The following is an 18,280-nucleotide window of genomic DNA, read 5'->3' on the forward strand; positions in this document are numbered from 1 at the left end:
AAGCCAGCCCCAGTGTGACCAGGTAAAACAGGAGGATGAATCCCTGGCTAACCTCAGGGAAGTAAACGTCAAGGACATAGCCAAAAATGAACGCGAGGATGATGGGTATATAAGTCCAGAAGAAAAGCTGGGCCTGAGATTTGAGCCAGCGTCTTAGAAAGCCCATTAGTGCCTGCCCATGAGCTTCAGGATCGTGTCAGCAGCATCATAAGGGCTTTGACTATCAGTCCACTGTTGGGTTAGCACGCCTGCGCGCATAAACACAGGCTCCACCAGGAAATACATCATCTCCAGCTCTCGCAGGTATAACGCTTGATAGTAGGCTGGATGCATCACTTGCAGGCGATGAGCGCTGTCAGCAGCTTTTTGCACAACCCCGTATACCCCCAGCCCGCCAATAGCCGCGCCCGTTAATCCTGAAACGACTTTTAACCCTGAGGGTGGAAGGGCCACATAGAGGCAAACAGTCGATGTGACGCCTGCAGAGAATGAATACGAGGTTAGCGTGCTGGTGGATATATAAACGTTAGCGCGCATTAGAGCATGCTGTATCGCTGATAATTCTGCCGGGGAATAATCCTTAACCAGCTCCTCAACGTACGTGTTGATTAGGTCAAAGACGATGTTCCAGCGAGAAACGAGATGGAATATGCCCTTTCGGAAGCGAGCGTCCTCCAGGTTTTGTCGGGTGCATACATCGTAATATTCATCAGTAAAGCAGGAGGTGTAGTACAGCAGGCGTTGGGCACCGGCACCTATATTACTCAGCTGGCTCTTTACTTCTTCACCTACCGCGCGTACCGCCTGGTCCAGCTTCATTGCCAGTATCTTTTGGCTCTGAAGCTGGCGGATGATCTCTTCAGAATGGTACATGCTTACTGACCTCGCACTTCAGTTCAATTGTGCGATCTTTTGCTTCATTCCCTAAGACCGGTATTGCTATTACTGAACCTGAAAACTGCATTCCTGTTCCCTCCATAGCGTTTCTATCCGCTCCAGCGTATGCCTGTAACTAATATGGAAGTTCAAAGCAGATCATGTTTATGAAAAGCAGGGGATTTTTAGGATAATGACCTGATATTTTTTAATCTAAATACGATTTATCGGGAGCTTTAAGTGCGAATCGATGAGTTCAATACTGAGTGGCGCGTTCCAAAATCCGAAAGAATTGCAGGAACAATTAGCTGGCTGATACAGACCCGCCGCTGGCTGGTTTTTTATTATCTGTTACAGCTATATAAAAGTTCTGCCGCGACGATGTCGCTATGCAGGGGAACCTGGAGGCATAAAGCATTAATTTACAGAGTGGTAATTTTCAGGCAACAAAAAACCCATCAACCTTGAACCAAAACGGCGGGGTTGATGGGCTCCACAAATTGGGGACATCAAAGAAAAGCAGTGGCACTAGTTATGACTGCCCCCTGATAAAAAAGTTCTGCGCGTAACAAAAATATTTTCCGCCACGCGCATTCTTAGGAGTTATCCGAGTCCTGGCCAGATGATGATAATCAGCGTACCCGCCAGCGTCAGCAGCACGTTAGCGATAGCGTACGTGCCCGCATAGCCCAGCGCCGGAATGTTGCTGCGCGCGGTGTCGCTGATGATTTCCATCGCTGGAGCACAGGTACGCGCCCCCATCATCGCCCCGAAGAGCAGGGCGCGGTTCATGCGCAGCACGTAGGCACCGAACAGGAAACAGATAACGACCGGTACCAGGCTGACGATAAGTCCGGAAACCAACATCTGCCAGCCGACGGCACCGAGGCTGTGACCAATCCCGCTGCCCGCGCTTAAGCCGACGCCTGCCATAAAGACCATCAGACCGAACTCTTTCACCATGTTCAGCGCGCCCTGCGGAATGTAGCCGAAGGTCGGGTGGTTGGCTCGCAGGAAGCCCAGCATGATCCCGGCGAACAGCAGACCGGCGGCGTTACCGATGCCGAAGCTAAAGTTGCTGAACTGGAAGGTGATCATCCCGATCATCAGGCCAACGATAAAGAAGGCGCAGAAGGCCAGCAGGTCGGTGACCTGGCTGTGAATGGAGATAAAGCCGATGCGGTCGGCCACGGTTTTCACGCGGCGGGCGTCGCCGCTGACCTGCAGAACGTCGCCTTTGTTGAGCACCACGTTGTCGTCGATAGGCATCTCAATCTGGCTGCGGATCACGCGGTTGAGGAAGCAGCCGTGGTCGGTCAGCTTCAGCTGCGCCAGGCGGCGGCCAACGGCGTTATGGTTTTTCACCACGATTTCTTCGGTGACGATACGCATGTCGAGCAGGTCGCGGTCGAACACCTCTTTGCCGTTACGGAAGCTCGGGTCGAGACGGGCGTGGGCGTCCGGGTAACCTACCAGCGCGATGTCATCGCCCATCTGCAGCACCGCGTCGCCGTCCGGGTTCGCCAGAATGCCGTTGCGGCGGATACGTTCGATGTAGCAGCCCGTCTGGCGGTAAATCCCCAGCTCGCGCAGATTTTTGCCGTCAGCCCAGGCAACCAGCTCTGGCCCGACGCGATAGGCGCGGATCACCGGGAGATAGACTTTACGTTTGGAGTCGGTATCCAGACCGCGCTCGCGGGCGATTTGCTGGGCGCTGGTCTGCAGATCCTGATGCTGCAGTTTTGGCAGGTAGCGTGCGCCAACGATCAGGCTCACCAGACCAATCAGATAGGTCAGGGCATAGCCAAGACTCAGGTGGTCGAGTGCGGTAGAAAGCTGTGCGCCGGCCATGCCGGAATGGCGCAGGGTATCACCGGCACCCACGAGCACGGGGGTGGAGGTCATGGAGCCTGCCAGCATACCGGCCGTTAACCCGATATCCCAGCCAAACAGTTTACCCAGCCCTAAGGCGATCAGCAGAGCGCTGCCGACCATCACCAGCGCCAGCATCAGATAATTTTTGCCGTCGCGGAAGAAAATTGAAAAAAAGTTCGGTCCCGCTTCCACGCCAACACAAAAAATAAACAGCATAAAACCTAAGTTGAGCGCGTCCGTGTTAATGCTGAAGTGCTGCTGGCCTAATAATAAGGAGACGACTAAAACGCCAATGGAATTACCAAGTTGAACTGAACCCAGGCGCAATTTACCCAGGCAAAGGCCCAGCGCCAGTACCACAAATAATAACAGGATGTAATTCCCATTTAACAAGTCTGCGACGTTTATATTCACGGAGGCTAACTTCTTGTTTACCAGTAAGTTGTTGAATGAAAGGACTTTTTGGGCTACTGTTTTCTGGGTCAGGGAAAGGCGTTAACGCTCCCTGTTTCCTGCTTTATTCCCTAAAACATTAGCTGGCGTGTAGTTTAATCGCATTAGCTACTGACAGCTACTGATTATCGCATCACCCTGTGCGTACTTTGGCAAGGATTGCCGCATTGCTTTATCTGACTGGGCGTCTACCCGACGAAAGTGTATTTGATAGAGATAAGTCAGGAGGATAGTTTGAACATTAAACGAAACTGGGCGGGGGTGATCAGCTGCTTTTTGCTGTTCACGGTCGTATGCATGTCGCTTGCTTTTAACGTGAAAGGTGCATTCAGGGCGTCGGGTCATCCGGAGCTGGGGCTGCTCTTTTTTACGCTGCCGGGGGCTGCTGCCAGTTTTCTCTCCCGTAAAGGGGAGGTGGTGAAGCCGCTGCTGGGCGCCATGCTGGCCGCGCCGCTCTGTTTGCTGCTGATGCGCTTGCTCTATATATCAACGCGGAGTTTCTGGCAGGAACTGGCATGGTTGATGAGCGCCGTATTCTGGTGCGCCCTTGGCGCGCTCTGCTACTTATTTGTGCGCAGTCTGCTTCGGCACCGACGGCACCACAAATAAAAACGCCCTCTCGGTGAGGGCGTCCTTTCATTACTGAGCGGCAAACAGGCCCAGATGCTCTTTGGCGTAAGCTTCAAAGTCAGTGCAGCCGCCGATGTGTTTCTGATCGAGGAAGATCTGCGGTACGGTTTCAACCGGCTTGCCGACGGTTTTTTCGAGATCCGCTTTGGTGATGCCTTCCGCGTGGATATCCACGTAGCGGAAGTTGAAGTCATCGCGCTCTTCGGTCAGTTTCTCAGCCAGCTCTTTCGCGCGCACACAGTAAGGGCACCCTGGACGACCAAAAATTACTGCAAACATTTCTCTCTCCTCAAAAAACAAGCCTGACGGCGAATAGGACATATAGTGCCCGATAACCTGCCGCCATTAAAGAAGGTTTCGCCTGTCGCTTTGATACAGTCAGGCTATGTTTCGCCAATTACATCGCGCAGATCATTGCCTATACTGGCTGCAATACGTATTAAGCACGACAAAGAGAGACAAGATGACACCCACGATTGACCTGCTCCGTTCCCACCGTTCCATTCGCCACTTCACCGATGAGCCGATTACCGAGGCGCAGCGTAACGCGATCATCGACAGCGCCAGGGCGACCTCGAGCTCGAGCTTCCTACAGTGCACCTCCATTATCCGCATCACCGACCCGGCCATGCGTGAGCAACTGGTGACGCTGACCGGCGGGCAGAAGCATGTGGCGCAGGCAGCGGAGTTCTGGGTGTTCTGCGCCGACTTTAACCGTCATCTGCAGATCTGCCCTGAGGCCGAGCTGGGGCTGGCCGAACAGCTGCTGCTGGGCGTGGTGGATACCGCGCTGATGGCGCAAAACGCCTTCACGGCGGCGGAGTCGCTGGGGTTAGGCGGTGTCTACATCGGCGGCCTGCGTAATAACATCGAAAGCGTGACCGAGCTGCTGAAGCTGCCAAAACACGTGCTGCCGCTGTTTGGCCTGTGCCTCGGCTGGCCGGCGGATAACCCGGATCTGAAGCCGCGCATTCCTGCGGCGATGCTGGTGCACGAAAACCACTACCAGCCGGTCGATCAGGATGTCCTGAATCAATACGATGAAGAGCTGGCGAACTACTACATGACGCGCGGCCGCAATAACCGTCGTGATACCTGGACCGACCATATTCGTCGCACCATCATTAAAGAAAATCGCCCGTTTATTCTTGATTATCTGCACAAACAGGGCTGGGCGACGCGATAGTCCATTTATCCTGTGCCTGCCTGCGTATATGATACGCAGGCTTTTTCCATGTCTTCAGAGAGGTGCAGGGTGAAAATTGCCATATTGTCCCGGGATGGAACGCTCTATTCATGTAAACGCCTGCGTGAGGCGGCGGCGAAACGCGGGCATCAGGTTGAGATCCTCGACCCGATGTCCTGCTACATGAACATCGACCCGGCCGCCTCGTCGATTCACTACAAAGGCCGCAAGCTGCCGCATTTCGATGCGGTCATCCCCCGCATCGGCTCCCAGATTACCTACTACGGCACCGCCGCGCTGCGCCAGTTCGAGATGCTGGGCAGCTATCCTCTCAACGAATCCGTTGCTATTTCCCGCGCCCGCGACAAGCTGCGCTCGCTGCAGCTCCTTGCTCGTCAGGGGATCGATCTCCCCGTCACGGGGATTGCCCATTCACCGGACGACACCAGCGATCTGATCGACATGGTGGGCGGCGCCCCTTTGGTGATCAAGCTGGTGGAAGGCACCCAGGGCATTGGCGTGGTGCTGGCGGAGACACGTCAGGCAGCGGAGAGCGTGATTGACGCCTTCCGCGGGCTGAATGCCCACATTCTGGTGCAGGAGTATATTGAAGAGGCCAAAGGGCGCGACATCCGCTGCTTCGTCGTGGGAAACGAGGTGGTGGCAGCCATTGAGCGTCAGGCGAAAGAGGGCGATTTCCGCTCTAATCTTCACCGCGGCGGCGTCGCGCGTGTAGCCGATATCAGCGACCGCGAGCGGGAAATTGCGGTGAAAGCCGCGCAAACCCTGGGGCTGGACGTGGCGGGTGTAGATCTTCTGCGCGCGACGCGCGGGCCGCTGGTGATGGAGGTGAACGCCTCGCCGGGGCTGGAAGGCGTGGAAAAAACCACCGGGGTCGATATTGCGGGTAAAATGATCTCATGGATCGAGCGTCATGCCACGCCGGGCTACTGTCTGAAAACGGGTGGTTAAATGGATTACCGCGCGCTTTTTGAGTACCCTATGCGAAGTTTTTATTAAAGAGGCTGCATCGCGATGGATTTACAGGTCGTACCTACACTGGATACGTTACGTCAATGGCTTGATGATGCCGGAATTACGTTCTTCGAATGCGATTCCTGCCAGGCGCTGCATCTGCCTCATATGCAGAATTTCGACGGCATTTTCGATGCCAAAATCGATCTCATTAACGACGTGATCCTTTTCTCCGCGCTGGCCGAAGTGAAGCCGTCCGCGCTGCTGGCGCTGGCCTCCGACCTGTCGGCCATCAATGCCAGTTCTTTGACGGTGAAGGCATTTCTCGACATACAGGATGATAATCTGCCAAAACTGGTCGTTTGCCAGTCTTTATTCTCCGGGGCAGGGCTGTCGTTCAAGCAGTTCGCCTGGTTTATGCGCTTGAGCGAAGAGCAAATTTCGATGGTGATGATGGAAGCCAATGCACACCATCTGCTGTATAGCGCGGAAGATGATGCAGAGAATAATGATGCATCTCCCAATTTTCTTCACTAAGCCTGTCTGACTTTTGCGCAGTCGCTGCCATGGCGGCTGCAGAAGGCCATTTTTTCTGCTGCTTTTAACCTTTCTTTAAAGAATTATTCACCTCCCTGAAGGCCGTTTCGGCTTATCACGTAGACATAACCTGCATAAAAAATTGATAAAAGGCGTTTTTTCGTCTGGGCTATAGCCGGGGACACGGGCTACAGTTATTCTTGCGATGCTTAAAAAAGCGAGCGGAAACTGCCGGGTAAAGAGGTTTCTTTTTATTTTGGGCAGAGCGACAAACTATGCATGATTATTGCATATCTTCAGATTGCACAGTTTTAGTTCGTTTGTTAACGAGCTTTCAGAAGGAATAACACTATGATCGCCTTGAATAAAAAATGGTTATCGGGTCTGGTTGCGGGTGCTCTGATGGCCGTCTCTGCCGGCACGCTCGCTGCGGAACAAAAAACGCTGCACGTTTATAACTGGTCTGACTATATTGCGCCGGACACGGTGGCAAATTTTGAAAAAGAGACCGGCATTAAAGTGGTCTATGACGTGTTCGATTCCAACGAAGTGCTGGAAGGAAAACTGATGGCGGGCAGCACCGGGTTTGACCTCGTGGTGCCTTCCGCAAGCTTCCTGGAGCGTCAGCTAACGGCAGGCGTCTTCCAGCCGCTGGACAAGAGCAAGTTACCGAACTGGAAAAACCTCGATCCGGAAGTGCTGAAGCTGGTGGCTAAGCATGACCCGGACAACAAATACGCCATGCCTTACCTGTGGGCGACTACCGGTATCGGCTACAACGTTGATAAAGTCAAAGCGGTGCTGGGCCCGGACGTGAAGCTGGACAGCTGGGACGTGGTGCTGAAGCCGGAAAACCTTGAGAAGCTGAAAAGCTGCGGCGTCTCCTTCCTCGATGCGCCGGAAGAGATTTTCGCCACCGTGCTGAACTACCTGGGCAAAGACCCGAACAGCAGTAAAGCCGATGATTACACCGGTCCGGCGACCGATCTGCTGCTGAAGCTGCGTCCAAACATTCGTTACTTCCACTCGTCCCAGTACATTAACGACCTGGCAAACGGCGACATCTGCGTCGCGATCGGCTGGGCAGGGGACGTATGGCAGGCGGCTAACCGCGCGAAAGAGGCGAAAAACGGCGTGAACGTCTCTTACTTCATTCCGAAGGAGGGGGCGCTGGCCTTCTTTGACGTCTTCGCGATGCCGACTGACGCTAAAAACAAAGACGAAGCGTATCAGTTCCTCAACTACCTGATGCGTCCTGACGTGATCGCCCACATCAGCGACCACGTTTACTACGCGAACGGTAACAAGGCCTCCGTGCCGCTGGTGAGCGAAGAGATCCGCAATAACCCGGCTATCTATCCGCCAGCGGATGTGTTCGCCAAGCTCTTCACCCTGAAAGTACAGGATCCAAAAATTGACCGCGTGCGTACCCGCGCGTGGACCAAGGTGAAAAGCGGTAAATAAGTTACCGTGAGTCACAGGCCGGGCAAGCGAAGCGTGTCCGGCAACAGGCGCACCGTTCTGGTGCGCCTGCACCATGATTTGATCTCTACCGGAGAACACCCCGTGAATGACGCGATCCCCCGCCCGCAGGCGAAAGTCCGTAAAGCGCTGACCCCGCTTCTTGAAATACGTAACCTCACCAAATCTTTCGATGGCCAGCATGCCGTGGACGACGTCAGCCTGACGATCTTTAAAGGCGAAATTTTTGCCCTTCTGGGGGCCTCTGGCTGCGGTAAATCGACCCTGCTGCGTATGCTGGCCGGTTTTGAACAGCCCACTGCCGGGCAGATCATGCTCGACGGTGTGGATCTCTCCAGCGTGCCGCCGTATCAGCGCCCGATCAACATGATGTTCCAGTCCTACGCGCTGTTTCCGCACATGACGGTGGAGCAGAACATCGCTTTCGGCCTGAAGCAGGACAAGCTGCCGAAAGCCGAAATTACCGCGCGCGTGGCCGAGATGCTGAGCCTCGTGCACATGCAGGAGTTCGCGAAGCGTAAGCCGCACCAGCTCTCCGGCGGCCAGCGCCAGCGCGTGGCCCTGGCCCGCAGCCTGGCAAAACGCCCGAAACTGCTGCTGCTCGACGAACCGATGGGCGCGCTGGATAAAAAGCTGCGCGACCGTATGCAGCTCGAAGTGGTCGATATCCTCGAGCGCGTGGGGGTGACCTGCGTAATGGTCACCCACGACCAGGAAGAAGCCATGACCATGGCCGGACGTATCGCGATCATGAACCGCGGCAAGTTCGTGCAGATTGGCGAGCCGGAAGAGATTTATGAGCATCCGACCACCCGCTACAGCGCGGAGTTCATCGGCTCGGTTAACGTTTTCGAAGGGCTGCTGAAAGATCGTCAGGAAGACGGTCTGGTCATCGAATCGCCGGGGCTGCAGCATCCGCTTAAGGTCGATCCGGATAACTCGGTAGTGGATAACGTGCCGGTCTACGTCGCGCTACGTCCGGAAAAGATCATGCTCTGTGAAGACCCGCCTGCTGATGGCTATAACTTTGCCGTCGGGGAAGTGGTGCACATTGCCTATCTGGGCGATCTCTCTATCTATCACGTGCGCCTGAAAAGCGGGCAGATGCTCAGCGCGCAGCTGCAGAACGAACATCGCTATCGCAAGGGACAGCCGACCTGGGGCGACGAAGTGCGCCTGTGTTGGGATGCAGACAGTTGCGTTGTGCTGACGGTATAAGGAGCGGCCAATGAGTACACTTGAACCTCCAGCCCGCGTAGAAAAGCCGGGCGGCTTTGCCCACTGGCTGACGCGCATGCAGATGAAGCACGGCCGCAAGCTGGTGATCGCCATGCCGTACGTGTGGCTGATCCTGCTGTTCCTGCTGCCGTTCCTGATTGTTTTCAAGATAAGCCTGGCGGAAATGGCGCGGGCGATACCGCCCTATACCAACCTGCTGGACTGGGCCGACGGGCAGCTGACGCTGACGCTTAATCTCGGCAACTTCCTGCAGCTCACCGACGACCCGCTCTATTTCGAAGCCTATCTGCAGTCGCTGCAGGTGGCGGCGATCTCGACGCTCTGCTGTCTGGTGATGGGCTACCCGCTGGCGTGGGCGGTGGCGCACAGCAAGCCGTCGACGCGTAACATCCTGCTGCTGCTGGTAATTTTGCCGTCGTGGACCTCGTTCCTGATCCGCGTTTACGCCTGGATGGGGATCCTGAAAAACAACGGCGTGCTGAATAACTTTCTCATGTGGCTCGGGGTTATCGATCAGCCGCTGACGATCCTGCACACCAACCTCGCGGTCTATATCGGCATTGTGTACGCCTATCTGCCGTTTATGGTGCTGCCGATCTACACGGCGCTGACGCGTATTGATTATTCGCTGGTGGAAGCGTCGCTCGATCTCGGCGCGCGCCCGTTAAAAACCTTCTTCAGCGTCATTGTCCCGCTGACCAAAGGCGGCATCATCGCCGGGTCGATGCTGGTCTTTATCCCAGCGGTGGGGGAGTTTGTGATCCCGGAACTGCTCGGCGGCCCGGACAGCATCATGATTGGCCGCGTGCTGTGGCAGGAGTTCTTCAATAACCGCGACTGGCCGGTGGCGTCGGCGGTGGCGATCGTGATGCTACTGCTGCTGATCGTGCCGATCATGTGGTTCCACAAGCATCAGCAGAAACAGATGGGAGATCACGGATGAACAACTTACCGGTAGTGCGCTCCCCGTGGCGAATTGCGATCCTGGTGATCGGCTTTACCTTCCTGTATGCGCCGATGCTGATGCTGGTGATCTACTCGTTTAACAGCTCCAAACTGGTGACGGTCTGGGCAGGCTGGTCGACGCGCTGGTACAGCGAGCTGTTCCACGATGATGCGATGATGAGCGCGGTGGGGTTGAGCCTGACCATTGCGGCGCTGGCGGCGACCATGGCGTCCGTGCTGGGCACGATCGCCGCGCTGGTGATGGTGCGCTTCGGGCGTTTTCGCGGCTCGAACGGCTTCGCCTTTATGATCACCGCGCCGCTGGTCATGCCGGACGTGATCACCGGTCTCGCGCTGCTGCTGCTGTTCGTGGCCCTGGCGCACGCCATCGGCTGGCCGGCGGATCGCGGTATGCTCACCATCTGGCTGGCGCATGTCACCTTCTGTACGGCCTACGTGGCGGTGGTGATCTCCTCGCGCCTGCGCGAGCTGGATCGCTCCATTGAAGAGGCGGCGATGGATCTTGGCGCGACGCCGCTGAAGGTCTTTTTCATCATCACCCTGCCGATGATTATGCCGGCGGTGATCTCCGGCTGGCTGCTGGCGTTTACGCTGTCGCTGGACGATCTGGTTATCGCCAGCTTTGTCTCCGGCCCGGGCGCGACGACGCTGCCGATGCTGGTCTTCTCCAGCGTGCGTATGGGGGTCAACCCGGAGATCAACGCCCTGGCCTCTATCATCCTCGGCGTGGTCGGAATTGTCGGATTTATCGCCTGGTATTTGATGGCGCGCGCGGAAAAACAGCGCGTGCGCGATATCCAGCGTGCAAGACGCGGCTGAAGGATTTAAAATTTCCAGTGATGTGCCGCGCATGACGCGGCACTGTTTTTCAGGGAAGTAAAACATTGGGATTATTAAAAAAATCACGTATTACGCACGCACGTCCTAACGTACCTGCACTGGTTCAGGTGGCGGCGCTCGCCATTATTATGATCCGCTGCCTGGACGTGCTGATGATTCTGAATACCCTGGGCGTGCGCGGCATCGGTGAATTCATTCACCGCAGCGTGCAGACGTGGAATCTGACGCTGGTCTTTTTGAGCAGCCTGGTGCTGGTGTTTATCGAGATCTACTGCGCGTTTTCGCTGGTCAAAGGGCGCAACTGGGCGCGCTGGGTCTATCTGCTGACGCAGATTACCGCGGCGAGCTATCTGTGGGCCGCCTCGCTGGGGTATGGCTACCCGGAGCTGTTCAGCATTGCCGGTGAATCCAAGCGCGAGATCCTGCGCGCGCTGTTTATGCAAAAACTGCCGGACATGCTGGTGCTCTTTCTACTCTTCGTTCCGGCCTCCAGTCGGCGGTTCTTCCGCCTGCAATAATGTGTATAATCGCAGCCCTCGTGATTCTTAAGGTTTTCATATGCAGTGCGCACTCTATGACGCCGGACGCTGCCGCTCCTGTCAGTGGATAGAACAGCCGGTCTCTCAACAACTCACCGCCAAAATGGCCGACCTGCAACAGCTGCTGGCAGCGCACGCGGTGGGCGAATGGTGCGCACCCGTCAGCGGCCCGGAGCAGGGTTTCCGTAATAAAGCCAAAATGGTGGTCAGCGGCAGCGTTGAAAAACCGCTGCTGGGGATGCTGCACCGCGACGGCACGCCGGAAGACTTAACCGACTGCCCGCTGTATCCCGCCTCCTTTGCGCCGGTCTTTGCGGCGCTTAAGCCGTTTATCGCGCGGGCGGGGTTAACGCCCTACAGCGTGGCCCGCAAGCGCGGCGAGCTGAAGTACCTTCTGCTGACGGAAAGCCAGAAAGACGGCGGCATGATGCTGCGCTTTGTGCTGCGCTCTGAAACCAAGCTGGCGCAGCTTCGCGCGGCGCTGCCGTGGCTGCAGGCGCAACTCCCGCAGCTAAAGGTCATTACGGCGAATATTCAGCCGGTGCATATGGCGATTATGGAAGGGGAGAAAGAGATTTTCTTCACCGACCAGCACGCGCTGGCGGAGAGCTTCAACGGCGTGCCGCTGTGGATCCGCCCGCAAAGCTTCTTCCAGACGAACCCGACCGTGGCAAGCGGCCTGTACGCTACCGCCCGCGACTGGGTTCGAGCGTTGAACGTTCACCACATGTGGGATCTGTTCTGCGGCGTGGGCGGGTTTGGCCTGCACTGCGCGACGCCGGAGATGCAGCTCACCGGGATTGAGATCTCTGCCGAAGCGATTGCCTGCGCGAAACAGTCCGCCGCCGAACTGGGGTTAACGAATCTGCACTTCCAGGCGCTGGACTCCACGCAGTTCGCGACCGGCCAGGGCAACGTGCCTGAGCTGGTGCTGGTCAACCCGCCGCGCCGCGGCATCGGCAATGCGCTGTGCGACTACCTGAGCCAGATGGCGCCAGAGTACATCATCTATTCCAGCTGCAACGCGCAGACCATGGCGAAAGACATTGCGCAACTACCGGGCTATCGCATTGAACGCGTTCAGCTTTTTGATATGTTCCCGCATACCGCGCATTATGAAGTGTTGACGTTGTTAACCCGTAGGCCGGGTAAGGCGTAGCCGCCACCCGGCATGAACCCCGCACAATCTTCAACAAAATGTGAACTCTTCCCCCGCTCGAAATCAGGTAAACTTACGTCATAAGAAATGATTGAAGGCTTACCCATGAAGCAGATCCTGCTGGTGGAAGACGACCACGATATCGCGGCGCTTCTGCAACTCAATTTAGAAGACGAAGGCTACGCCATCACCCACGAGCCCGACGGGGGCAACGCCCTGCAGCGTCTTGAAAAACAGCCATGGGATGCGGTGATCCTCGACCTGATGCTGCCCAACGTTGACGGTCTGGAGATTTGCTGCCGCATCCGTCAGATGACGCGCTACCTGCCGGTGATCATCATTAGCGCCCGCAGCAGCGAAACTGACCGCATCACAGGGCTGGAAACCGGCGCCGACGACTATCTGGCTAAGCCGTTCTCAGTGCAGGAGCTGATTGCGCGCATCAAAGCGCTGTTTCGTCGTCAGCAGGCGATGGGGCAGGCGCAAACCGACGGACACATTCAGGCCCACGGACTGACCATCGATCCGCTGGCGCGCAGCGTGCTGCTTCACGGCCAGGTGGTGGACCTCACCCCGCGCGAGTTCGAGCTGCTGTACTTCTTTGCCCGTCATCCAGGTGAGGTGTTTTCCCGTCTGGCGCTGCTGGAGCAGGTCTGGGGCTACCAGCACGAGGGCTACGAACACACCGTTAACACCCATATCAACCGCCTGCGCATCAAGATTGAGAAGGACGCCGCCGAGCCGGAGATCATTCGCACCGTCTGGGGCAAGGGCTACAAATTTGCGGAGCCGCAGCATGATGCGTCGCTTTAGCCTGAGCCAGCGCCTGACGCTGTTGTTCATCCTGCTGATGATGCTCTGCGCCACCGTCGCCTGCGCGGTACAGCTCTACAGCAGCATGCAGTACGGTAACGCGATGGTGCAGCGTTTGTCGGGTGGGCTGGCGCAGCAGATCGTCCAGCGCGAACCGATTCTGGGCGCGCAGGGCCGGGTCGACCGCAGCGCGCTGAAACCGCTGTTTGGCCGGCTGATGACCTTTAATCCGAGCGTTGAGCTCTACGTTATCTCTCCTGACGGCGATATCCTCGCCGATGCCGCACCGCCGGGTCATATTCAGCGGCAAAAAATCGACCTGGCGCCGGTGCAAAGCTTCCTGAGCGGCACCGCCATGCCGGTACTGGGCGACGATCCGCGCAGTCAAAATCAAAAAGTCTTTAGCGCCACGCCGCTGCGGCAGGACGGCGAGCTGAAAGGCTATCTGTACATTATCTTGCAGGGCGAGGAGTCAAACGCCCTGGCAGAAATGGCCTGGCACAAGGCGTTGTGGAGTACCGTCCTGTGGTCACTGCTGTGGGTCGCGCTGTTTGGGCTGCTGGCAGGGCTGCTGGTCTGGTACTGGGTTACGCGTCCGGTCAAACAGCTGACGGTGGAAGTGGCCGGGCTGGAGCAGGACAGCATAAGCGCAATCAGGCTGCTGGCGGTACAGACGCCGGACGCGGCGGCAAAAGATGAAGTGGCAATCCTGCGCAACAGCTTTATCGAGCTGGCGCGCAAAATCACCCGCCAGTGGGATCAGCTGGCCGACAGCGATCGCCAGCGCCGGGAGTTTATCGCCAACATTTCGCACGATCTCCGCACCCCGCTGACCTCGCTGCTGGGGTATCTGGAAACCCTGTCGCTCAAATCCGCCACCCTGACGCCACAGGAGCACCAGCAGTATCTCGCCACCGCGCTGCGTCAGGGGCAAAAAGTCCGTCATCTTTCGCAGCAGCTGTTTGAGCTGGCGCGCCTTGAGCACGGCGGCATTAAACCCCTGCGCGAGCGTTTCGCGATGGGGGAGCTGATTTCCGACGTGGCGCAGAAGTTTGAGCTCACCGCCCGCACGCGCAAGGTGAATCTGCATATTGACGTGCCGGGACCGCTGCCGCTGATTAACGCCGATGTGTCGATGATCGAACGCGTGGTGACCAACCTCCTCGATAACGCGATGCGCCATACGCCAGGCGGCGGGGAAATTCGTCTGGCTGTCTGGCAGGAGAATGAACGGCTGCAGGTCGAAGTGGCGGACAGCGGAACGGGCGTGGATGCCTCGCTGCGCGACGATCTGTTCCAGCGGCCATCAGCGTTGAATACCCAGGCATCGCGGGAGAATCGCGGCGGGTTAGGGCTGCTGATTGTGAAAAGGATGCTGGAGCTGCACGGGGGCGGGATCAGGCTGATGGAGGCACAAAAGGGAGCGATTTTTCGTTTTTATGTACCGCTTTGAGATGGTGTTCGTTGGAAGTATGATAGAAGAGAATAACCACTCAAACTAAAAGGACTTAGTGATGACTGTAAAAGTCATACCCTGGGATGGATGCTACAGCGTGATGACACGCCCTGGCGGGGTCTGCAAAGAAGTCGTTGTCCCCTCTTATCCCCGTCTTTATTTTCATCCCGACAGTGAAACCCTTTTGGCAGTTGACCAATGCGACTGGCACGATCTTGAGCAGGAAAGTAACCGACTCACCTACTGTCTGGCGCAGAGAGCGGACGCGTTACAGCGTATTGAGCAACTTCAGAAAGACGTGACTACTCTGGGCTGGGTCGATGTACCAGAGCGTAATCGCTTTCAGAATCTGTTGAAGGATGAGTATCGACATCTTGATGAAGCCTGTCAGACCTTACGGGCCGAACTTGCAGCATTGACCCCTACAGAAAACCTCCCCGCCGCAACATTACTGGATGAAAATAGTAAAAAGAACGCACTAGGGCTGATGGAACTTATAGACGTTATGGGTGGGAAAAACGGAACCAAATATGTCTACGTCCGTTCAGATAAAATTCGTAGCCACTGGCGTCGATACAGGTTGAACAGCGCGGAAAAGAAAAGCGGCGGTAAAAGCTTTTTGAGGGCGGTTGAATATACCGGCAAAGATGGCCATACGCATACCCGCCATCAAATTGACCCGGAGAAGCTGAAGGGGCAACTGGCAAAACTTAAGCCGTCAATGAAAGCCTGGGAAGTGAAACTGCTCGATGATAACTCTGGCGTCTGGAGCGTATGGGCACAAGAATTTAACCAAAGCCTGGAACATTCACCTTATGAAGGTTCCGGCATGGCATTTGATGCACAGGCTCAGCTATTACGTTGGGCGTATGGCGCGAGCATGAAGGGGGTATTTAATCCGTTTGAAATTGATATCCGCACCGGACGATACAGGCCAAAAGCAGAGCTGCACGGTAAGACCAGCGTTTATGCCAACCTTGCACTTGCAGAGGCAAAAAGCAGCGGCAAGCTTCATCTGCCGGATAATGTCGGCGTAAAAATTTGTTATCCGTTAGATCCGGCAAAAATACCCGGCGGTGGTATGGGGATTCTGGGTACGTTTCGTTTTGATATTGAGCTGACATTGTCGGGGAGCGTTGGGGCAAGTCTGGGGATAGAGGCGGGGGTCAATATTACTGGCGATCTGGCAAAAGGGTTGCCTGTAAAAGCTATGCCGGATGAAGGCTACGGATTTTGGCGGCAGATAGACGTCACTAAAGAAGAGCATATGCCCTTAGGCGGTGGGGCAGAGCTAGGCGTATTTGTCGGGGCAGAAGCCGGGGCGAATGTGTCTGGTGCACTGGTCTGGCTCAATCCTGATCACGACGAAAAATACAGTACGTTGGCGAAGGTTGGGGTGGGGGGGGCTGCTCAGGCTGGTGGCGGTCTTAGCGGGCAGCTTAAGTTCAGATGGCAAGATGGTAAGGTGCGTATAGAGGTTAGCGGTGGGTTGTGCTGGGGGACAGGGGGTAAAGGATCGATGAGCTTTGAGGTTGACGGTCCCGCAATCATGTCTGAGTTTATGCCCTGCCTGACCTATATGCTGCGAAATGCGGATTATATCCGGCTGATGCAGATTATGATGGCGGACGATTATTATGCTTTCTGCGCCATTCCGTTATTGGTGGGAATGTATGGGATCAATCGTGTGATTGATGCTGGGGGAAATATAGCCGCTGAACTTAAAAACAGTTGGGATAAAAAAGAATCCCGCGTGGCGCTAATGACTAACATACTGAATACAAAAGGGGATTGTTTAAAGTTTACTCCGCCGGAGAGCAAAGGCGCAGCCATTGCCTCACTGATTGAAACAAACCTTTGGGATAATGTCGCCAGTCCAGTGAGTCATGGAGAGACGACCTGTGAGGGCGGAGCTGTTTTTAGCGCTCGTAAACGAGCCATTATTTATGCTCTTCGCTGGGTACAGTCGCAGCGAGAATATGAAAATGTTATGCAGCATCTTTCAAAAATGCCTGGAGAGGAAAAAAGCAACTGGCGTATTAATGAACAAAGGGTCATTGCTTTTCTGGCACAAGGTGAGACACCCAAAACCTATGGTTTTGCTGGTTCGTTGGTCCCCGCAGCGCGGAACATCACGATTGAACCCAGTCATTATGCCGATAATCTGAGAAACCTTTACCTCCACCTGCCTGAAGCCCCCGCTATCCCTCCAGGGCACATCAATATGTCTACCTTACCATTAAGAGAAGTGCTGCCGACGTATCTCCATAGCTGTACGCGGCTGATTTACTCCATGCATGGAGATACAGCATGACGTATACAGGCTATGGTGTGACAGGATTACTGATTACTCTGGTGCTGACTGGCTGCCGGGATGATCAAAAAATGAAGGCTGAGCAGACAGATCTGGTTAACAGGGCGCTGGAAAATATGGTCACAGTAAAAGGTGGCCGTTTTCAGATGGGTGATTTTGGTGCTCTTATTGGTGAGAAACTGCCGTACAGCGCAGATGCGGATAATAAACCGCTACACTGGGTGACGTTGTCTGATTTCCGTATCAGTAAGTACCGGGTGACGTGGGGAGAATTTAACAGCTGGCTGGAGATCCAGGGGAGGGAGCCGAACGATTATTTTCGGAAGACGGCCAATGATAGCGATCCAGATTATGCCTCACTAAAAATTGCGCTTGGTGATAATTTTCCGGCATCGGCTAACTGGCAGGATGCGCAGGCTTACTGCCATTGGCTCGGGCAGGCCAGCAAGCGCCATATCGACCTGCCAACAGAAGCCCAATGGGAGTACGCGGCACGCAGCAGAGGTCAGTTCCTGATTTTTGGCAACAGTGATAACTGGTATCACTATGAAAATGACATTGCACGCAATATCGCTCCCTCAACGGAAAACCGTCCGGTAGGAAGTTATGCCCCGAATCCGCTCGGTGTATATGATATTCAGGGAAATGGGGCTGACTGGGTCAAAGATTGGTATGCGGCGGATTATTACAGTCATTCTCCTGAGCAAGATCCTCAGGGGCCAGAGAAAGGTGATAAACGGGTTATCCGGGGACTACCCAGAGATGCCGGAGAGGGTTACACCATTACCAGAGGAAGTATGAGACCTGAAACCGTTCAGGGGCCACCCTCACGCTCAACAGGTTTTCGCTGTGTTGAAAGCAATCTGTCAGCACGTTTATAAAAATCGAACTGATCAAGTAAAGGACTATGCATGAGGCTGACAGGTTATGGCGTAACGGG

17 protein-coding genes are annotated in these 18,280 nt (G+C 55.6%); 14 read left to right on the forward strand and 3 right to left on the reverse strand.

Features of this window, described 5'->3' with window-relative positions; translation table 11 throughout:
* Positions 1 to 165: 165 nt before the first annotated feature.
* Together AC0TN7_RS18155 and AC0TN7_RS18160 are read right to left on the reverse strand one after the other, a co-directional pair.
* On the reverse strand, positions 166 to 873 hold the full coding sequence (locus tag AC0TN7_RS18155; protein WP_463726928.1) for a hypothetical protein: 708 nt from the start codon (positions 871 to 873) through the stop codon (positions 166 to 168).
* 606 nt (positions 874 to 1,479) lie between these two features.
* The gene (locus AC0TN7_RS18160) at positions 1,480 to 3,165 is read right to left on the reverse strand and encodes an aspartate:alanine antiporter (RefSeq protein WP_014169303.1); all 1,686 of its coding nucleotides are present in this window, start codon (positions 3,163 to 3,165) and stop codon (positions 1,480 to 1,482) included.
* Positions 3,166 to 3,438: 273 nt separating this feature from the next.
* Here AC0TN7_RS18160 and AC0TN7_RS18165 point away from each other — a divergent pair, with 273 nt between their 5' ends.
* The gene (locus AC0TN7_RS18165) at positions 3,439 to 3,813 is read left to right on the forward strand and encodes an inner membrane protein YbjM (protein WP_024907859.1); all 375 of its coding nucleotides are present in this window, start codon (positions 3,439 to 3,441) and stop codon (positions 3,811 to 3,813) included.
* Positions 3,814 to 3,843: 30 nt separating this feature from the next.
* Here AC0TN7_RS18165 and AC0TN7_RS18170 read toward each other — a convergent pair whose 3' ends face one another.
* A complete protein-coding gene (locus tag AC0TN7_RS18170) occupies positions 3,844 to 4,113 on the reverse strand; it encodes a GrxA family glutaredoxin (protein ID WP_006809455.1) in 270 nt (89 codons plus the stop codon).
* 184 nt (positions 4,114 to 4,297) lie between these two features.
* On the opposite strand from AC0TN7_RS18170, the gene nfsA reads away from it, so the two are divergent.
* The 13 genes from nfsA (at position 4,298) to AC0TN7_RS18235 (ending at position 18,221) form a co-directional block, all read left to right on the forward strand.
* Positions 4,298 to 5,020, forward strand: a complete 723-nt coding sequence (gene nfsA, locus AC0TN7_RS18175) for a nitroreductase NfsA (protein WP_463726927.1) — start codon at positions 4,298 to 4,300, stop codon at positions 5,018 to 5,020.
* Positions 5,021 to 5,089: 69 nt separating this feature from the next.
* Positions 5,090 to 5,992 (forward strand): 30S ribosomal protein S6--L-glutamate ligase, encoded by a 903-nt coding sequence (rimK, locus tag AC0TN7_RS18180; RefSeq protein ID WP_048990925.1) that lies wholly within the window; start codon positions 5,090 to 5,092, stop codon positions 5,990 to 5,992.
* Positions 5,993 to 6,055: 63 nt separating this feature from the next.
* The gene (locus AC0TN7_RS18185) at positions 6,056 to 6,532 is read left to right on the forward strand and encodes a YbjN domain-containing protein (RefSeq protein WP_003858385.1); all 477 of its coding nucleotides are present in this window, start codon (positions 6,056 to 6,058) and stop codon (positions 6,530 to 6,532) included.
* A 351-nt stretch (positions 6,533 to 6,883) separates the two neighbouring features.
* Positions 6,884 to 7,996, forward strand: a complete 1,113-nt coding sequence (potF, locus tag AC0TN7_RS18190) for a spermidine/putrescine ABC transporter substrate-binding protein PotF (protein WP_024907856.1) — start codon at positions 6,884 to 6,886, stop codon at positions 7,994 to 7,996.
* A 102-nt stretch (positions 7,997 to 8,098) separates the two neighbouring features.
* Positions 8,099 to 9,232, forward strand: a complete 1,134-nt coding sequence (gene potG, locus AC0TN7_RS18195; RefSeq protein ID WP_148768830.1) for a putrescine ABC transporter ATP-binding subunit PotG — start codon at positions 8,099 to 8,101, stop codon at positions 9,230 to 9,232.
* A gap of 10 nt (positions 9,233 to 9,242) precedes the next feature.
* Entirely contained in the window at positions 9,243 to 10,196 is a 954-nt protein-coding gene (gene potH / locus AC0TN7_RS18200; protein ID WP_024907854.1) for a putrescine ABC transporter permease PotH, read from the forward strand.
* Positions 10,193 to 11,038 (forward strand): putrescine ABC transporter permease PotI, encoded by an 846-nt coding sequence (gene potI, locus AC0TN7_RS18205; protein WP_023310934.1) that lies wholly within the window; start codon positions 10,193 to 10,195, stop codon positions 11,036 to 11,038. Before potH ends, potI begins: the two co-directional genes overlap by 4 nt.
* A 65-nt stretch (positions 11,039 to 11,103) precedes the next feature.
* Positions 11,104 to 11,577: a YbjO family protein gene (locus AC0TN7_RS18210; protein WP_024907853.1), complete on the forward strand. Its 474-nt coding sequence runs from the start codon at positions 11,104 to 11,106 to the stop codon at positions 11,575 to 11,577.
* Between the two features lie 40 nt (positions 11,578 to 11,617).
* Positions 11,618 to 12,757 carry a 23S rRNA (uracil(747)-C(5))-methyltransferase RlmC gene (rlmC, locus tag AC0TN7_RS18215; protein WP_463726926.1) on the forward strand — a complete coding sequence of 380 codons (1,140 nt, stop codon included), beginning with the start codon at positions 11,618 to 11,620 and terminating at the stop codon, positions 12,755 to 12,757.
* A 105-nt stretch (positions 12,758 to 12,862) separates the two neighbouring features.
* Positions 12,863 to 13,570, forward strand: coding sequence for a response regulator transcription factor (locus tag AC0TN7_RS18220; RefSeq protein WP_417927147.1), 708 nt, complete (start codon positions 12,863 to 12,865; stop codon positions 13,568 to 13,570).
* Positions 13,554 to 15,023 (forward strand): sensor histidine kinase, encoded by a 1,470-nt coding sequence (locus AC0TN7_RS18225; protein ID WP_473702322.1) that lies wholly within the window; start codon positions 13,554 to 13,556, stop codon positions 15,021 to 15,023. The genes AC0TN7_RS18220 and AC0TN7_RS18225 overlap by 17 nt, the downstream gene beginning before the upstream one ends.
* A gap of 61 nt (positions 15,024 to 15,084) precedes the next feature.
* Entirely contained in the window at positions 15,085 to 17,340 is a 2,256-nt protein-coding gene (locus tag AC0TN7_RS18230) for a hypothetical protein (protein WP_024907849.1), read from the forward strand.
* Positions 17,337 to 18,221, forward strand: coding sequence for a formylglycine-generating enzyme family protein (locus AC0TN7_RS18235; protein WP_024907848.1), 885 nt, complete (start codon positions 17,337 to 17,339; stop codon positions 18,219 to 18,221). The genes AC0TN7_RS18230 and AC0TN7_RS18235 overlap by 4 nt, the downstream gene beginning before the upstream one ends.
* Positions 18,222 to 18,280: the final 59 nt, after the last annotated feature.

This window comes from Enterobacter sp. PL_is511 (genome assembly GCF_055816065.1).